Annotated in this window: 19 protein-coding genes and 1 pseudogene; 13 read left to right on the forward strand and 7 right to left on the reverse strand. The window is 65.1% G+C overall.

What is annotated here, in order from left to right:
- The first annotated feature begins 191 nt into the window (after positions 1 to 191).
- The gene (locus tag HNP02_RS15390) at positions 192 to 875 is read left to right on the forward strand and encodes a cutinase family protein (protein WP_184439948.1); all 684 of its coding nucleotides are present in this window, start codon (positions 192 to 194) and stop codon (positions 873 to 875) included.
- Positions 876 to 916: 41 nt separating this feature from the next.
- Here the strand turns inward: HNP02_RS15390 and HNP02_RS15395 are convergent, their stop codons facing one another.
- Both HNP02_RS15395 and HNP02_RS15400 read right to left on the reverse strand, forming a co-directional pair.
- Positions 917 to 1456, reverse strand: coding sequence for a DUF3455 domain-containing protein (locus HNP02_RS15395; protein WP_184439770.1), 540 nt, complete (start codon positions 1454 to 1456; stop codon positions 917 to 919).
- Positions 1457 to 1691: 235 nt separating this feature from the next.
- Complete coding sequence (locus HNP02_RS15400; protein ID WP_184439772.1) at positions 1692 to 2051, reverse strand: aquaporin; 360 nt, start codon at positions 2049 to 2051, stop codon at positions 1692 to 1694.
- A 288-nt stretch (positions 2052 to 2339) separates the two neighbouring features.
- Here HNP02_RS15400 and HNP02_RS15405 point away from each other — a divergent pair, with 288 nt between their 5' ends.
- From HNP02_RS15405 to HNP02_RS15415, 3 genes are all read left to right on the forward strand, one after another.
- Complete coding sequence (locus tag HNP02_RS15405; protein ID WP_221317611.1) at positions 2340 to 2822, forward strand: VOC family protein; 483 nt, start codon at positions 2340 to 2342, stop codon at positions 2820 to 2822.
- Between the two features lie 154 nt (positions 2823 to 2976).
- Entirely contained in the window at positions 2977 to 3384 is a 408-nt protein-coding gene (locus HNP02_RS15410) for a PPOX class F420-dependent oxidoreductase (protein ID WP_184439774.1), read from the forward strand.
- Entirely contained in the window at positions 3381 to 4364 is a 984-nt protein-coding gene (locus HNP02_RS15415) for a sigma-70 family RNA polymerase sigma factor (RefSeq protein ID WP_184439950.1), read from the forward strand. Before HNP02_RS15410 ends, HNP02_RS15415 begins: the two co-directional genes overlap by 4 nt.
- Positions 4365 to 4569: 205 nt before the next feature.
- Here HNP02_RS15415 and HNP02_RS15420 read toward each other — a convergent pair whose 3' ends face one another.
- Both HNP02_RS15420 and HNP02_RS15425 read right to left on the reverse strand, forming a co-directional pair.
- On the reverse strand, positions 4570 to 5781 hold the full coding sequence (locus tag HNP02_RS15420; protein ID WP_184439776.1) for a sensor histidine kinase KdpD: 1212 nt from the start codon (positions 5779 to 5781) through the stop codon (positions 4570 to 4572).
- Positions 5778 to 6455 carry a response regulator transcription factor gene (locus HNP02_RS15425; RefSeq protein ID WP_184439778.1) on the reverse strand — a complete coding sequence of 226 codons (678 nt, stop codon included), beginning with the start codon at positions 6453 to 6455 and terminating at the stop codon, positions 5778 to 5780. The genes HNP02_RS15420 and HNP02_RS15425 overlap by 4 nt, the downstream gene beginning before the upstream one ends.
- 62 nt (positions 6456 to 6517) lie before the next feature.
- Between HNP02_RS15425 and HNP02_RS15430 the strand changes: the two genes are divergently transcribed.
- The 8 genes from HNP02_RS15430 (at position 6518) to HNP02_RS15465 (ending at position 11727) form a co-directional block, all read left to right on the forward strand.
- On the forward strand, positions 6518 to 6943 hold the full coding sequence (locus tag HNP02_RS15430; RefSeq protein WP_184439780.1) for a hypothetical protein: 426 nt from the start codon (positions 6518 to 6520) through the stop codon (positions 6941 to 6943).
- Positions 6940 to 7884 carry an FAD:protein FMN transferase gene (locus tag HNP02_RS15435; protein WP_309241566.1) on the forward strand — a complete coding sequence of 315 codons (945 nt, stop codon included), beginning with the start codon at positions 6940 to 6942 and terminating at the stop codon, positions 7882 to 7884. Before HNP02_RS15430 ends, HNP02_RS15435 begins: the two co-directional genes overlap by 4 nt.
- Positions 7881 to 8441 carry a ferric reductase-like transmembrane domain-containing protein gene (locus tag HNP02_RS15440; protein ID WP_184439782.1) on the forward strand — a complete coding sequence of 187 codons (561 nt, stop codon included), beginning with the start codon at positions 7881 to 7883 and terminating at the stop codon, positions 8439 to 8441. The genes HNP02_RS15435 and HNP02_RS15440 overlap by 4 nt, the downstream gene beginning before the upstream one ends.
- Positions 8438 to 9706, forward strand: coding sequence for an NADH-ubiquinone oxidoreductase-F iron-sulfur binding region domain-containing protein (locus HNP02_RS15445; protein ID WP_309241567.1), 1269 nt, complete (start codon positions 8438 to 8440; stop codon positions 9704 to 9706). The genes HNP02_RS15440 and HNP02_RS15445 overlap by 4 nt, the downstream gene beginning before the upstream one ends.
- Positions 9640 to 9975 (forward strand): ferredoxin, encoded by a 336-nt coding sequence (locus tag HNP02_RS15450; RefSeq protein WP_184439786.1) that lies wholly within the window; start codon positions 9640 to 9642, stop codon positions 9973 to 9975. The genes HNP02_RS15445 and HNP02_RS15450 overlap by 67 nt, the downstream gene beginning before the upstream one ends.
- A gap of 55 nt (positions 9976 to 10030) precedes the next feature.
- Complete coding sequence (locus tag HNP02_RS15455) at positions 10031 to 10510, forward strand: DUF2231 domain-containing protein (RefSeq protein ID WP_184439788.1); 480 nt, start codon at positions 10031 to 10033, stop codon at positions 10508 to 10510.
- Between the two features lie 182 nt (positions 10511 to 10692).
- Positions 10693 to 11406, forward strand: a complete 714-nt coding sequence (locus HNP02_RS15460; RefSeq protein ID WP_184439790.1) for a VIT family protein — start codon at positions 10693 to 10695, stop codon at positions 11404 to 11406.
- A 144-nt stretch (positions 11407 to 11550) separates the two neighbouring features.
- Positions 11551 to 11727 carry a hypothetical protein gene (locus HNP02_RS15465; protein WP_184439792.1) on the forward strand — a complete coding sequence of 59 codons (177 nt, stop codon included), beginning with the start codon at positions 11551 to 11553 and terminating at the stop codon, positions 11725 to 11727.
- Here the strand turns inward: HNP02_RS15465 and HNP02_RS15470 are convergent.
- The 3 genes and pseudogenes from HNP02_RS15470 to HNP02_RS15480 form a co-directional block, all read right to left on the reverse strand.
- Positions 11724 to 11915: pseudogene (locus tag HNP02_RS15470) on the reverse strand (hypothetical protein); the annotation flags it as partial. The gene HNP02_RS15465 and the pseudogene HNP02_RS15470 sit on opposite strands and share 4 nt — an antisense overlap.
- A 302-nt stretch (positions 11916 to 12217) precedes the next feature.
- The gene (locus tag HNP02_RS15475) at positions 12218 to 12691 is read right to left on the reverse strand and encodes a GNAT family N-acetyltransferase (RefSeq protein ID WP_309241568.1); all 474 of its coding nucleotides are present in this window, start codon (positions 12689 to 12691) and stop codon (positions 12218 to 12220) included.
- Positions 12692 to 12910: 219 nt separating this feature from the next.
- Entirely contained in the window at positions 12911 to 13843 is a 933-nt protein-coding gene (locus HNP02_RS15480; RefSeq protein WP_184439796.1) for an LLM class flavin-dependent oxidoreductase, read from the reverse strand.
- A 71-nt stretch (positions 13844 to 13914) separates the two neighbouring features.
- On the opposite strand from HNP02_RS15480, the gene HNP02_RS15485 reads away from it, so the two are divergent.
- Complete coding sequence (locus HNP02_RS15485) at positions 13915 to 14913, forward strand: GlxA family transcriptional regulator (protein WP_184439798.1); 999 nt, start codon at positions 13915 to 13917, stop codon at positions 14911 to 14913.
- The last annotated feature ends 423 nt before the right edge of the window (positions 14914 to 15336 follow it).

Genomic DNA, 15336 nt, shown 5'->3' on the forward strand with positions numbered 1-15336 from the left:
ATCACCGACTGCGTAGGTCCAGCCGTCCCCCAAGGCGCGACTCTGCGCGCGCGGCCACCCATGCCCGCAGCGCTGCCGCACATCTCCCGGCTGCGTAGCATCGTCGGGGAGGACCGCGGCCCGCGAGTGATGGAAGCGAGATGGTCTTGATCAACACCAACGGACGGACTCTTGGAGTGCTTGGTGGCCTAATGATCCGTGCGTTCGTCGCAACTCTCATCGTTACGTGGGCAATGTTGGGCACCTCGGCCCCGCCCGCGCACGCGCAACCGTGCCCCGACGTCGAAGTGGTGTTCGCCCGCGGCACCGACGAGCCACCCGGCGTCGGCGGAATCGGGCAGGGCTTCGTTGATGCGTTGCGCTCGAAGACTGGTGCGAGGTCGGTCGACGCGTACGCCGTCAACTACGCCGCCAGCGACGACTTTGGCGACCCTCTGCAGTTCGCCCTGAGCGTCATCGACGGCATCAGGGATGCGACCAACCACATCCAGGCAACGGCCGCGGACTGTCCCCGCACCAGGATCGTGCTTGGCGGGTTCTCGCAGGGCGCGGCGGTTGCGGGCTTTGTCACCTCACCCGACGTGCCCCCTGGAGTTCCTGCCGCGTTCGTACCCCCGCCCATGCCGCCCGAGGTAGCCGCCCACGTGGCCGCAGTGACCTTGTTCGGCAAACCGTCGAATCGGTTTCTCGGCGACTCCGGCGCCCCGCAGATCACGATCGGCCCGCTCTACGTCCCGAAGACCATCGACCTGTGCGCGCCCGGCGACACGATCTGCAACGGCGCTCCCCCTGGACCACCGACCGGCGCTCACGGCTCGTATGTTGCAAACGGTATGGCGGCGCAAGCCGCGAGCTTCGTAGTCGGTCGACTGTAGCCACCCGGTCACCATGCGGACCGTCGACCTCGTTCGAGCGGTCAGGGGGCGGACCAGAAGCGGTAGACCGCCGAGTACCGAATGGCCTGTTGCGACCCCTCCGGGCACGATCCGGCCGGTGCCACGCCACCCGAGGTCCGTAGCCGCTGAACGTATGTCACCTTGCTGAACATGCCCTCTCCCTGATTCTGGTTGGCCTTGAGCAGCAGTTCCGGTATGGCGCCGCTCTGGGTGACCGTCGCCACCGGTGCCGCACCCACCTCGCTGCCATCGACCGTGGAGACCCAAACCGGGCCTTTGAAGTGCAAACCGACCGGCTTACCGCCCTCGGTCAAGATGGCTGCGGGCTGCAAAAGCGTCCACTGGCCCTTGACACACTGATAGACCTGCACACCGGAACCGTCGAGCGACGAGGTGAGTCTGTTCCCTGCCGGTACCACGAGCGGCGGAGGCAATCCGGCGCTGCCGACGTCCTCTTTCGTGGCCGTTGCGGTTGGTACCTGTGACTGTCCAGCAGGCGAGCATCCGAGCACCCCGAGCGCGACCGAGCCGATCGCGAGTACAAGCGTCCTACGAACCATCGTGCAATCTCCAACTACAGCAGGTGGGCGAGCATGGCGGCCGCGGCCGAGTGCGGCCGGACCGGCCGGGACCCAGCGTCAAGGTGTGCTCGGCTGAAACCCTGGAGGCGGCCCGCAGTTACCCCAGACACGGACGATCCGAATCTCTCCGTTTGATTCGCATATCCAAATAGTCCTCGCACTATCGGCCGACCGCAACTCGATTTGTCAACCTGGACAGGCTATTTCGCAGGAGTTACGCAAGTGGCGCCGCGATCGGCCCGGCACCGATCTGGCTCAGCCAGTATCCGAGCGCATCACGCATACCGATCCGGTGGCGTATCAGCGCGGCCAGAGTGACCGCGGGGTTGTAGTGCCCACCCGAGAGATGGCCACCGGCGTAGACCGTCACCATCAGCGCCGCGCCGATGGCCAGCGGGGCCAGAGGGCTGTGACTGCCTACCGCGGTGCCAATGGTGACTACCAGAAAGAATGTTCCGATCGCTTCGGTTGCGTACTTCACCGCTGCGTACTTCACCGCCGGTCGAGGGTCGGTTGCGGTGACGGGTTCGGCTGTGAGTTGTTGAGTCGACGCGTGAGATGTGCTGACATCCATAGCTTTTGACAGTTGTACTCCGTCCGGCAATAGTCGCCACGGTTAACGGCCAACTACCCTTACCGCGTCACCCCCGTTTGACGAAACCGGGCACACCAAACCTCTCGCGGTGTTCGAAGTGAACCCGTCCACGACCCAAGGATCGCGGCGTGGCCAACGAAGAAGCGGTGCACTCGTCATGTTGCTCAACGCGCGGCAGGAGCTCGAAATCATCTCAGGCTGACCAGCTCCGCACGGCAGTGCTGCCATCGGGCTGTAGTCCTGTACAGCGCAAGTGGAGGCGAGCATGTGATCAAGGCACTGAATGAACTTGAGGTCATCACATTGTTCGTGGAGGACCTACCAGCGGTGAAGACCTTCTACACCAACGTATTCGGCCTGGAGGTGATCTCCGAGGACGACGAGTCCGCGGTGCTCAAGCTCAAGAACGTGATGATCAACCTGCTGGTGGCGTTCGAGGCACACGACCTGATTGCGCCCGCCTCCGTGGCCGCGGAGAGCATCGGCGTCCGTTCGCTGCTGACCGTCAACGTCACGGACGCGCACGCAGTGATCTCCGAACTTGAGCAGCACGATGTGACGATGATCAACGGCCCGGTGGATCAGCCGTGGGGCCGACGCACCGCCGCGTTCGCCGACCCGCCGGGCACGTCTGGGAGATCGCACAGGTGCTGTCCGATCCTTAGCCGAATCCCTACGAATCTGGAGCAGTCGAACGACATCATCAGCTCGGCGGCGCGTCAAAGGATCACCGCTCCGTGCCCGGGGTGAAACGCGCGCCGGGGCTCGCGCTCCCCGTTGCGTCTTGCCGCCAGCGATTCCTTTCCGGCGACTTACCGGTCTATTCATGTGGAGGTGGCCGTGACATCACTCCCGACCGCACCCAGATCCGTATACGCAGGATTCATCAACGATAGGAACGGCGATGACGGTAAACCTCAACGATGTGGCGCGGGCGGTCCTCGACGGGCCGCACGTGGCAACAATCGCGACATCGAATGTCGATGGCCGACCGCAGTCGTCGGTCATATTCGTCAAGCGTGACGGCGACACGGTGCTGTTCAGCACCATCAAGGGCCGGTTGAAGACACGAAACATGATGCGCGACCCACGGATCAGCCTTCTCGTGCGGGACACCGACACAGGCCGGTATGTCGAGATCCGCGGGAATGTCAATATCACCGAGGACCCGGAGAAGTCGCTGCTGTACGAGATGTACGACAGATACATGGGTGGAACCACGCCGCCGCCCGAGCCCGAGGCCGATCGGCTGATCGTGCGCATCACACCGGAGAAGGTCTACCAGTGGCCACCCGTTCCGGCGACCGCATGAGTGCCGTAGATCTCGCGGCGGGCGAGGGAGAGTTCGCCCGCGACACCGAACCGTTCCGACGCGAGCTGATGGCGCATTGTTACCGGATGCTCGGCTCCGTGCACGACGCAGAGGACACTGTGCAAGAGACCTACCTGCGGGCGTGGCGGTCCTACGGTGGATTCGAAAACCGGTCGTCGATACGTACCTGGCTCTACCGGATCGCCACCAACGCCTGCCTCACCGCCCTGCAACACCGCAGCCGACGCATATTACCGTCGGCGCTCGGCGGTCCCGCCGACGATCCCTACGCCGAACCCGTCTCGGCGGGGCCGGATGTGGCGTGGCTCCAGCCGATTCCGACTGCCTTGGTGAGCTCGCCATCCGACGATCCGGCAGCCGTCGTCGCGTTGCGCGAGAGTCTGCGGTTGGCGCTTATCGCCAGCATGCAGCACCTGCCTGCGCAGCAGCGCGCGGTGCTGATGTTGCGCGATGTACTCGCGTTCCCGGCCGCCGAGGTCGCCACCATGCTCGGCATCAGCGTCCCGGCCGTCAAGAGCGCGTTACAGCGAGCCCGCGCCCGGATCGAAGAGGCGGCCCCGAGCGCCGACGACGTAGTCGAACCGACCGAACCCCAAGCCCGCGCGCTGCTCGAGCAGTACATCGCTGCCTTCGAAAATGCCGACCCGTCGATGTTGGAAGAAGCGCTAAGGCACGACGCCGCACTAGAGATGATTGGATCGCGGACCTGGTTTGCCGGCCGCACGACCTGCCTGCCGTTCATCGCAACCCAAGTTCTGGGATCGCCCGGCGACTGGCGCATGCTGGCCATCGACGCCAACGGCCAGCCCGCCGCCGCCGCGTACTACAGAGGCGAGGACGGCAGCTTGCATGCATTCGGGATCGCGGTGCTCACCGTCACTGCCACCGGCATCACCCGCATCGTCGTATTCGAAGATCCCGGCCTGGTCACCATGTTCGATCTCCCGCAGATCCGCTAGCGAGCTCCTGGACCGTCATGACACCAGCGTCGCCTAAACCCAACCGATCCACGACACCCCGGCGTTGTCATTGATCCCGAATCTCAGAGCTGTGACCAACTGGCCAGACAATGGCCATCTTCACTCGCCACCGTCGTGTTCACTCCCGGCGCATGCAGGGCACCGGCGTGCCCGGATCCGCCGTACCCGCTGACGGGTGATGGGGTCAGGCGTCGAGAGTCGCGGCGGGAATGATGAGTGTGAAAGTGGCTCCGCCGCCGGGTGTCTGCGTCACGGTGATCTCGCCGCGGTGCGCGTGCGCAATCTCTCGAACGAGTGCCAGGCCGATGCCGTAGCGCTGACGATCTCCGGTGGCGGTGTGCGCTTGTCCGTGTGAGAAGCGGGTGAACAACGTGTCCACGTCGAAGGGGTCGATTCCGACGCCGTCATCACGCACGTCGATGTGGACGTTGTCCTTGTGGCGCCGGATTGCGATGGCAATCGTTCCGCCCGGATGCTCGTGCGCGAGTGCATTGTCGACTAGCGAGGTGATCGCGCGGCGGAGCGCGGACGCCGACCCGAGCACGACGAGATCTTCGGCGGCCACGACGACGCCCTCGGGTTCGACGACGAGGCTCACCCCAGCTGTCTCGGCATGCTGGAACATGCTGTCGCGGACAACGTGAGCGACAGTTGCGAGATCGATGCGATCGCGGGGTGCGTCCTCTTCGGTCATGGCGGCGGAGGCAAGCAGGTCCTCGATCACCTCACCAAGTGCGCGTGTGTCGGCAGCGAGCGCGTCGATTTGTTCCTTGGTCTGCTCGGCGTTTGCGTCGTCGAAGCGGCGGGCGAGTAACTGGATGCGGGTGTGCAGCACCGTCAATGGTGCGCGAAGTTCGTGCGAGGCATCCGCGACGAAACGTCGTTGCATTGCCAAAGCCTCGGCGAGGGGGCGGATCGACCGTCGGGTGAGCAGCACGACGACGGCGACGGACGCCACGATTCCGGCGAGCTCTGCGATACCCAGCGACAGCAGCAGACGACTCCGAGCGGAGTCGTAGGGACCGAGATCGAGTAGCGCAACGACGCGGCCCTGCGGCTTGTCGGCTACGACGGCACGGTAGTGAGCGCCGCCGAACTGATGGTCGGAGAATCCGACCGGACGTGCGAGCAGCTCCGCGGCCGGTACACCATCGGTGCTGGCCTGCACCTTTCCCAAGCGATCCCGCAGGATCAGGATCGTTCCCGGCGGCGGATCGTTGACGTCGTCGGCGCTCGCGGCAACCGAGTTCAGCTGGGAGGTGATCTGCTGGCCTTGCACACGGACGTCGACGAAGAAGATGACGGCGCCCACCACCAGCAACAACCCGGCCAGCGCAAGCGACGCTTGAACCGCGGCGATGCGTCCGGCACGTTGAACCACGCCGAGCGGCGTCATCCGGCTCCGAGGCGATAGCCCGTACCGTGCACCGTGCGCACGACGTCGCGGCCGAGTTTGCGGCGCAGATAATGGACGTAGGTGTCGACGGCGCCGGAAGAGTCGACACCATTGAATACTCTCTCGAGCAGTTGGCCCCGAGTGAAAACCTGTCTCGGGGCGCTCATCAGAACGCCGAGCAGCGCCGCCTCACGCTCGGACAGTTCGACCCCGTCGCCGCCCACGGCGCTGCCGGTGACCCTGCGCGTCAGGCGGTCCAGGCAGAGACCACCAACGCGTAGCGTCGAACGACCGTCGGGCCGTCGCAGCAGTGCCCGTACCCTGGCGAGCAGTTCGGGTATCTCGAACGGTTTGAGCAGATAGTCCTGCGCACCGGCGTCAAGGCCCTCAACCCGATCCGCGACGGACCCACGAGCGGTGAGCACCAGCGCCGGGGTGGCGACACCACGTGATCGGAGCACGGCGACGAGATCGGCACCGTCCATCACCGGCAACCCTCGATCGACGATCACGGCGTCGTAGCGGCCGGTGAGGCCACGGTGCAGCCCTTGCTGGCCGTCGTGCGCGACGTCGACGAGATAACCCTCCTCGGTGAACAGTTCGGCGAGCATCACGCTGAGCGCACGGTCGTCCTCGACGATCAGCAATGTCTGAGCTGGGTGTCCGTCGGCCACCTCACGAGCGTGCCACGCCAGTTCTTCGAAGGCTGTAAGAAGCCGATGACACCCTTCGGGACATGGACTCACCTCGGCTGGGCTTTCGCCGCGCCACCGTCACCTCGTGGGTGCTGGTCGGCATCGGCGCCGCAGGTGTCGCGGGCGCCTCGTCGCTTGCATATGCCGACACCTTCAGGCCGCCAGTGGTGAACATCCCTGTCGACGCCGCGGTGCCCACCGAGTTGGCGCCGCCCGCCACAATCGACGCGCCGACGCCGGAGGTCACCCTCGAGACCACGGTTGATCAACCCCCGGTCAGGACCTATCAACCGGTGCCCGAGTACACACCCGCACAAACCGTCGAGCAGGCCCCGGTCCCCGTCACCCATCAGATACCGACTCCCAAGGCCACCGTGACGCCGACGACCCCGCGGCGCCTGACCACCCCAACGACGGTGAATTCCCCGAACTACTCCCGTCCCGTAACGAGATCCGGCGGCTCGTGACCACCGCCGCAGACCGGATCGCCGACGAGGAGACCACGACAACCCGGTGGCAACGGTGGAGTACGGACATGCAGCTCGTCGTCACCGGTTCGGATTCGCGGGCCTGCGCGCGGCGGGAAGTCGATGCCGAACTCGACGCCATCGAAGCGGCCGCGTCGCGCTTCCGGCCCGACTCCGAAATCAATGCTCTCGCCGCGTCAGCCGGTCGGCCCACCTACGTGAGCGAGGTGCTGGCAGAGATGCTGGCCGCAGCCCTCGTCGCGGCCCACCAGACCGATGGTGACGTCGACCCGACGATTGGCGGCGCGATGATCGCCCTCGGCTATGACCGCGACATCGCAGCATTGGATCGCGAGCGGCAGCCGGCCATGTCCGTCAGTGTGCCTGCGCACTGGTCGATGATTGCGCTGAAAGGTCGGGTGGTGACGGTGCCATCGGGGATCGTGCTCGATCTCGGAGCCACGGCCAAGGCAATCGCCGCGGACCGTTGCGCCCAGCGCGTCCACCACGCCACCGGGACCGGTGTATTGATCAATCTCGGCGGTGACATCGCCACCGCAGGATCATCACCCGAGGACGGGTGGCAGGTACTGGTCCACGACGCCGACGAGGATCCGGCAAGTTCGGTGGCCCTGCCGGGCGGAACCGCACTCGCTACCTCGAGCACGGTTCGCCGGCGATGGCGACACGGCGAGGAACTGGTTCACCACATCATCGACCCGCAGACCAGCCGCTCAGCGGATTCGGTGTGGCGCACCGTCAGCGTCGCCGCGCAAAGCTGCCTTGCCGCCAACACCGTGAGCACGGCCGCGATCGTCCGCGGGTGGCGTGCGCTGGATTGGATCCGGACCCTCGATGTCCCCGCGCGACTGGTGGACCGCGACCGGGGCGTGCACACCATCGGCGGATGGCCGGAACCCGACCCGGACGCTGTCCGATGACCGACGAAGCCTTCTGGGCACTGGGCCGCGGCACCGGGGTCACGGCGCTCGGGTTCCTCACCATTTCGGTGGCACTGGGCATCGCCACGCGATCGGGTCGGCGGCTGTTCGTGCTGCCGAGATTCGCCGTCGCCGACGTCCATCGGTTCGCCGCGCTGGCCGGGACGCTCCTGGTGGCGCTCCACATCGCGCTGCTGTTCTTGGATCCCTATGCACAACTACGGCTCATCGACTTCGCCGTACCGTTCCTCGGGGCCTATCGACCCCTGTGGCTCGGCTTGGGGACCCTCGCCTTCGACGTGCTCGTCGTCGTGATCGCCACCAGCCTGCTGCGCCACCGACTGGGTGTGCGGGTCTTCCGCGCCGTCCACTGGGCGACGTATGCGCTCTGGCCGATCGCCCTGGCCCACGCACTCGGCAACGGAACCGATTCCGGTCACACGTGGTTTCTGCTGGTCGCGGCGACCTGTGCGCTGACGGTTGCCGTCGCCCTGGCATGGCGGCTGCGGGCCAACTACACGGAGTACGCATTCGCACGGGGACTTCATCGTCCGTGACCACACCACGACACCACCCCGCTGAAACCCCGACGACTGATCGTCTGTTCGCCGCCCACGGACCAAGCCTGGCCGAACACCGTGCGCAGTTCGGCGCGCTGCCCGGCTCGGCCGGAACGAATTTGGTTGGCGCGCTTCATGAGTCGGGTCTGACCGGCCGGGGTGGTGCCGGTTTCCCGACCGGCCGCAAGATCGCATCGGTCAGCGGCCGCAAACCGGTCGTGATCGGGAACGGTGCCGAGGGCGAGCCCCTCAGCTACAAGGACGCCGCGCTGCTGTCGCGCGCACCCCACCTCGTCCTCGACGGCCTGAACGTCGCCGCCGCAGCGGTGGCGGCCGACAAGGTGTACATCTACGTCCCGTCTCGATTGCTCTCGACGGTGCAGCACGCCATCGATGAAAGGGCGACAGCACGAGGTGACCGGTACCGAGTAGCCGCCGTCGAGGCTCCCGACAGTTTCATCTCGGGCGAGGAGTCGGCGGTCGTCAGGCGCATCGAGGGCGGTCCGGCACTCCCCCGCGACCGCAAGCTCCTCACCACCGCATCCGGTGTGCGGGGCCGGCCCACGCTGATCAACAACGTCGAGACACTCGCCCACGTCGCCCTGATCGCCCGGTACGGAGCCGAATGGTTCCGCTCGATCGGTGACCGGACGCAACCAGGCTCCATGCTCGTCACGCTGTCGGGTGCGCTGAACAAGCGATGCGTCGTCGAAGTGCCCACCGGAGCGTTGTTGACCGACGTGACCGGGCGGTTCGGATTCAGCGACCATCGCACCTTGCGTGCGGTCCTCATCGGCGGTTACCACGGCAGTTGGATCCCGACCGAGACGCTGACCGGCGTCCGGTTGTCGAAGTCCTCCCTCGCACCTCTGCGGGCCAGTCCGGGCGCAGGCATCGTTCACGCACTCGGGCGCGACGAATGTGGCCTCGCGCACACTGCAGACATCCTCGGTTATCTCGCCGAACACAGCGCCCGCCAATGCGGCCCCTGCCTGAACGGTCTGCCCCGACTGAGCCAGCTCTTCGACGACCTCGCCTACGGCCGAGTCGACGACCTCCTCGTCGAGGAGATACACCGGGTCAGCGACCTCGTCGACGGCCGCGGGGCCTGCCGGCACCCCGACGGAACCGCGCGCCTGGCCCGTAGCGCACTGCACGCCTTCGCCTCCGACGTCACCCACCATCGCCAGGGCGGATGCGAAGCCGCCCTGGCATCGGTGCCGAACGGACGTTCACCACGCCCCGACTCGGGAGCACTGTGAGGACGCCGTACACGCCATGCCCGCGACGCCTGCACATCGACTGGACGCGCTGCGACGGACGCGGCCTGTGCACCGAACTGTTGCCGCGGCTCCTTCACCGCGACGACTGGGGCTACCCCATCGCGCGAGACGGCTCCCGCGAGCCCGCGGTTCCACCCTCGGCACTTCCTCAGGCGCACAACGCCGTTGACCGCTGCCCTCGGCTTGCCCTCTCACTGATCACCGACGAACCGGCATCCGCCGACCGAAAGCGAGGCCCTTCTTCATAGATCGAACGAGATCGTGTCTTCGCGCAATCCCACATCGTTTCGAGGAGAAACAATTTTGTCGACGTTCAACGGGCTACCCGCCCACGTTCTACTCGTGCACTTCATCGTCGTCCTGGCTCCGCTCACCGCCATTCTCGCGATCATCTGTGCGCTGTGGCCCGCAGCACGCCAACGATTGGTATGGCTGGTGCTGACGCTCACCGTCATCACGACACTTCTGACCCCCTTGACGACGGACGCGGGCGAATGGCTGGAGAAGCTCAAGGGCCGGTCGCCGCTACTGCACGCCCACACCGAGCTGGGCGACACGATGCTGTACTTCGCCATCGCGTTGACGGCCGCAGCGATGCTGCTCGTAGTAGTCCATCTCCGGGAGGCGCGCGGGAGATCCGTGAAACCCCTTGCGCGGTGGCTCATCGCGGGCGTCGTCATCATCGCGAGCGTAGCGACGACAGTACAGGTCTATCGCATCGGAGATTCGGGAGCGAAGGCAACCTGGGGAGAGCAATCGGTTGCTCGCTCGGAAACGCCCTGACACCGCCGCCGTCCACATTCGGGAAGCGCGGTGAAGCTGAAACGCGTGGCTCAGTACCTCATTACAGCCGTCACGATCATCGCCAGCGGCGCAGCGACCCGTATAGCCAAGGACAGTCGTGGACCCTTTGGCTAGGCTACGTTTGCTGGCGGTGGCCCACCTCGATGTCTAGCGTTGCGACCATGTCGACCACGTCCCATCCCGCCGAGCCACATGTGGGCTCGGTGTCATCGAAACTGAATTGGCTGCGGGCCGGCGTCTTGGGCGCCAACGACGGGATCGTCTCAACGGCAGGCATCGTGGTCGGAGTTGCCGCAGCAACGGCGTCTCGAGACCCGATCCTGACCGCAGGAGTCGCAGGAATGGTCGCGGGGGCCGTCTCGATGGCGTTGGGAGAGTATGTTTCTGTCAGCACTCAGCGTGACACCGAGCAGGCGCTGCTGAATAAGGAACGCGGAGAGCTACGCGAGGACCCCGCGGCGGAACTGGACGAACTCGCGGCGCTGTACGAGGCCAAGGGGTTGTCGACGACAACCGCGCGCACAGTTGCCGAAGAACTCACCGACCATGATGCGTTCGCCGCGCATGCAGACGTGGAGTTGGGTATCGATCCGACCAATCTGACCAACCCCTGGCAGGCCGCCCTGTCATCAGCCCTGTCCTTCACCGTCGGCGCACTCCTGCCCTTGATCGCAATTCTGCTGCCGCCCAACATATTGCGGGTACCGGTGACGGTCGCGGCGGTACTCCTAGCCCTCGTCATCACCGGAGCGGCGTCGGCTGCGTTGGGTGGCGCGCCCAAGCAACGCGCGATCACGCGCAACGTCGTCGGCGGTGCCCTGGCTCTGGGCGTCACCTACGTCATCGGAAATCTGGTGGGCGCAGCCGTCGCGTAAGCGTCCCCATCCGCTGGCCGAGGAGCCCTTTCATGGCCACCCAAGAGATCAGCGGTTGCGTTCGGGGCGTTCCAGCTTCAATGGTGCGCGACACCAGGGCCAGGACGGTTTCTCTACCCCGGCGCCGCTGGGAGACACACCAAGGTGACATCCACCGGTTTCGGCGGCCCCGTCGGATCCGGTCCATTCGTCCACCAAGACGTTCGCGACCCGCCCGCCGACATCTACGGCCGCACCGCCACACTCCACACCGACGGGCCGTACCAGTCCTATCTCCTGCTGCCGGTCATTCCGGTCGGCGTCGAAACATCACAAACCTAGACGGTCAACGGCTGGCGCCTCGGCTTGGTGCGTCGCGACGCAACGGTGATGAACACGGCGAGGGCGATGAGCGGCAGCAGGCCGATCGTCCAACTCAATGGCAACGGCGGCCCCGGCTGATTCAGTATCGTCACATCACTCAATGTCCCGCGCGCCTGCCCTTGCGGACCGTTGATGACGAACTCGAAGGTGAGCTGGGCATTCCTAGACTGTCTCACGGCGGCTGCACCGCCGTGTGTCTCACGAAGTGCTTCATTTCCTACGATGCGAATAGCGTGTCCACTGCCTCCCGTCGTTCGAGGGCATGCCTGCGCGATATGAAACCGGAAACGAGACACCGCGACGTCGCGCGTTGGACCGCGACTAGGGGCGCTCATCGCAGTCTCGTTTCTTTGGAAACGAGACATGGACGTCACTAGCTGTTGGCGTGCAAGCGTGGTGAGTGGCGTTTGCGATGCTACGAACAGACGACGTCTCGCCAGATACTGTGTCAGAGTTCTCGGACGAACGTCACGTGCATACTGCCTCGACCGTCGTAGTTCGCGATGGGGTCACTAACGCTGAATCCCATGCGTCGATGAAAAGCCTGCGATCTGGCATTGGAAGCAGACGTGATAGCGCGGACGGTGCGACGGCGGTGCTTGCGGACGATAGCGAAGAACCGTTCGTACAGGTCAGCACCCAGCCCACGGCCTCGATAGCCGGGGTCAATGCCGACAAAGTGGATGTAGGCCTCTTCCGGCCGGGATTGAGACAGAAAGCCAATGAGGAAAGCTCTGAGCCGGTCCTCGTCGAACACAACGAAGCTCGTATCTGTGAAGTGCTGAAGGAATAGGCGGGGCACCAACGCGGCCCGCTGCATGCTCCGAGCATCGGCTTGCGGATAATCCCACCACTTGTCAAGAGCGACAATGACATCGAAGTAATCCAGTTCGGTCGGCGGTCGATAGATCAGTTCGGCCACACTCGGACCCTACGCGCCACGCCGCATCTACGCTTCCAACCACATCAACTAACCTCACAGGCCTACAGGGACGACATCAATGTCGGTTCTCAAACTCCGTGTCATTTCCCGAAGTCCCAGCCTGCGGTGGTGCAGGTCCGGGTTTCGTCCCTGTGACAGGCAACGGAAATGGTGCGAGAGAACAGAGTCATCGGTCAATGCGCTCACACCTGGCCAGGCTCAAGCCGATCGCGCGGCGGTGGCCACGGCGCGCAACAGGACGTCCATCTCGGCGTCGGCGTCCGGTCCAGCCATGAGAGTGGCGAACACCTCGTCCACCTCAGCTCGTCGCGCGAGTTCTTCGGCGATCGCTTCCTGCGAGCCGCAGATCACCAGCGCATCGAGCAGATCGTCAGTGACCGTGCCGTCGCCGGACTGCGGATATCCGGCCGCGGCGAACATGGTTGCGTACACCGGTGAGTTCACGAAGGGTACGAGGTGCGGACGTGCCCACTCCAAGGCCTGCGCACGGTTCTCGGTGACGGCAACGGACACCTGCTGCACGATGTGCGGAACAGCACGGCCGGTCGACTCGGCGCCCCGGGCGAGTGCAGGTCGGGCGATGTCGTCGAGGTAAGCCGGCGGGCAGTGCCAGGACATCGCCGCGTCAGCCACCACTCCAGCGGTCTCGAAGGCTTTGGGGCCCAGCGCGGCCAGCACGACGGGAGTCCCCGGCGCGGAAGGGAATACGGCGTCGACGGTGTAGAAGGTTCCTTGGTGATGCACCTCTCCTTGCCGAAGCCCGGACCGCAGGACAGTGACGTATTCGGCCATCCGCGCCAAGGGCTGCGACACCGGCGCGCCAAGTACGTCCGCCGTCACGACCAGATTGCCGGTCCCGACGCCTAGGCGCAGCCGGCCGGGTGCAAGCGCTTCGAGGGTGGCAGCCTGGCTGATCAATGCGACCGGGTGACGCGTTAACGCGGGCACGATGGCGGTGCCGACGATGACGCGTTCGGTTCGGGCCAACGCGGCGGCAAACAGTGTGGGCGTGTCGTAACTAGTTACGGGCATGACCGCCCAAGCCGCCGGTACACCCGCAAGCTCCGCCCGTCTGATCAAGGCGACGTTGTCTGGCACGGATGATGCGAAGAAACCCATTCCGATCTGCATGTCGCCCAGCTTGCGGCCTGAGCTGCGGGGCCGACAGTGGCCCGAACGCCAATAAGTGAAAGAATCTGGCCATGATCGATAAGGGGACAGATGGACGGCGGCACCGTGTCGTGGTGATTGCGGTGGATGGGGTCATCCCGTTCGAGTTCTCGATACCCGCCCGCCTGTTCGGGGCAGCCCTAGACGGGGCCGGACGACCGCTCTACGAAGTGGTCACCGCGTCGGTGGACGGAGAATCCGTGCGCACCAATGCCGACTTCATGATCAAGCCTGGTTCGGATCTCAGTGCGATCAGATCGGCCGACTCGATCGTCGTACCTGCAGTGGACCTGTGCCGGCTAGACCGGTGCCAGATTGACTTGGTAGTCAAGGCACTTCGCCACCCGCGGCCGGGCACGAGAATCCTGTCCATCTGCACTGGCGCTCAGATCATGGCGATGACCGGACTGTTAGACGGCCGCCCGGCGACGACACACTGGAACCACGCCGCAGCATTCTCCTGCGAATTCCCCACCGTGCTGCTCAACCGCGACGTGCTGTTCGTCGACGACGGTGATGTGCTCACGTCGGCCGGGGCGGCGGCGGGCGTCGATCTTTGTCTTCACCTCATCCGCCTAGATCACGGCAGCGGTATCGCCAACGCCGTTGCGCGCGCGTGCGTCGTCGCGCCGTGGAGGGAAGGCGGGCAAGCCCAATTCGTCGCGACCCCCATGCCGGACAGCGGTGACGCGTCTACAGCCTCCACCCGCGGATGGGCCCTGCGGCACTTGGATTCCGACCTGACGCTGGCGATCATGGCCCGTCACGCCTCGATGAGCATTCGGACCTTTAGTCGACGGTTCCGCGACGAGACGGGTACGAGCCCGAGTCAGTGGCTCATCAGGCAGCGCATCGACCACGCGCGTCGCCTGCTCGAATCGACCGAACTGCCCATCGATCAAATCGCGGGCGCCGCGGGCCTCGGTACTGCAGCCTCCTTGCGGGCGCATCTGCGGAACACGATCGGCGTATCCCCCAGCGCCTACCGCCGCACGTTTCACGGGCCCTCAGATGCACCCGTCACGGATTGACTCAACTCAGCGCGCCCGATGTATGGGTCGTTTTTTTGTGGATGTACTTGCGGCATTGTGGTTTTCATGTTGCTGAGGCAATTCGATGCTCATGTCAGACGGCGCTTCGGGCTGCCCAATTGCACGGTGGTGGACACGTTTGGCCTCGTTGGCGAATCGGATAGCCGTTGTCTGCCCTGAGGTCTCGTGCGCTGGAGATCATGGCAGACAGATGTAGATTCTCGAATTTCATGTCCAGTGTCAGCCGCGGTGCCCTGAACTGCGCCGATATCGGCTGTCTCATTCGATGTCCACACTAGGTATTCCCATTTTCGTGTCCACTCCCGTGAATGGCACATATTCAGGCTGCGGGACGCTCAGCTCGGATGATGGCGCGTAGGCAAGTGATTTCGTCACGTGACATCTGTTGCAAAGGCGCTGGCC

This window comes from Mycobacterium sp. AZCC_0083 (genome assembly GCF_014202335.1).
GTDB lineage: Bacteria > Actinomycetota > Actinomycetes > Mycobacteriales > Mycobacteriaceae > Mycobacterium.

What these genes read in the sequence shown, in the direction of transcription:
- HNP02_RS15390 (WP_184439948.1), top strand. Translation starts at nt 192, where the DNA reads ATGATCCGTGCGTTCGTCGCAACTCTCATCGTTACGTGGGCAATGTTG.
- HNP02_RS15395 (WP_184439770.1), bottom strand. Translation starts at nt 1,456, where the DNA reads ATGGTTCGTAGGACGCTTGTACTCGCGATCGGCTCGGTCGCGCTCGGG.
- HNP02_RS15400 (WP_184439772.1), bottom strand. Translation starts at nt 2,051, where the DNA reads ATGGATGTCAGCACATCTCACGCGTCGACTCAACAACTCACAGCCGAA.
- HNP02_RS15410 (WP_184439774.1), top strand. Translation starts at nt 2,977, where the DNA reads ATGACGGTAAACCTCAACGATGTGGCGCGGGCGGTCCTCGACGGGCCG.
- HNP02_RS15415 (WP_184439950.1), top strand. Translation starts at nt 3,381, where the DNA reads ATGAGTGCCGTAGATCTCGCGGCGGGCGAGGGAGAGTTCGCCCGCGAC.
- HNP02_RS15420 (WP_184439776.1), bottom strand. Translation starts at nt 5,781, where the DNA reads ATGACGCCGCTCGGCGTGGTTCAACGTGCCGGACGCATCGCCGCGGTT.
- HNP02_RS15430 (WP_184439780.1), top strand. Translation starts at nt 6,518, where the DNA reads ATGGACTCACCTCGGCTGGGCTTTCGCCGCGCCACCGTCACCTCGTGG.
- HNP02_RS15440 (WP_184439782.1), top strand. Translation starts at nt 7,881, where the DNA reads ATGACCGACGAAGCCTTCTGGGCACTGGGCCGCGGCACCGGGGTCACG.
- HNP02_RS15450 (WP_184439786.1), top strand. Translation starts at nt 9,640, where the DNA reads ATGCGAAGCCGCCCTGGCATCGGTGCCGAACGGACGTTCACCACGCCC.
- HNP02_RS15460 (WP_184439790.1), top strand. Translation starts at nt 10,693, where the DNA reads ATGTCGACCACGTCCCATCCCGCCGAGCCACATGTGGGCTCGGTGTCA.
- HNP02_RS15480 (WP_184439796.1), bottom strand. Translation starts at nt 13,843, where the DNA reads ATGCAGATCGGAATGGGTTTCTTCGCATCATCCGTGCCAGACAACGTC.
- HNP02_RS15485 (WP_184439798.1), top strand. Translation starts at nt 13,915, where the DNA reads ATGATCGATAAGGGGACAGATGGACGGCGGCACCGTGTCGTGGTGATT.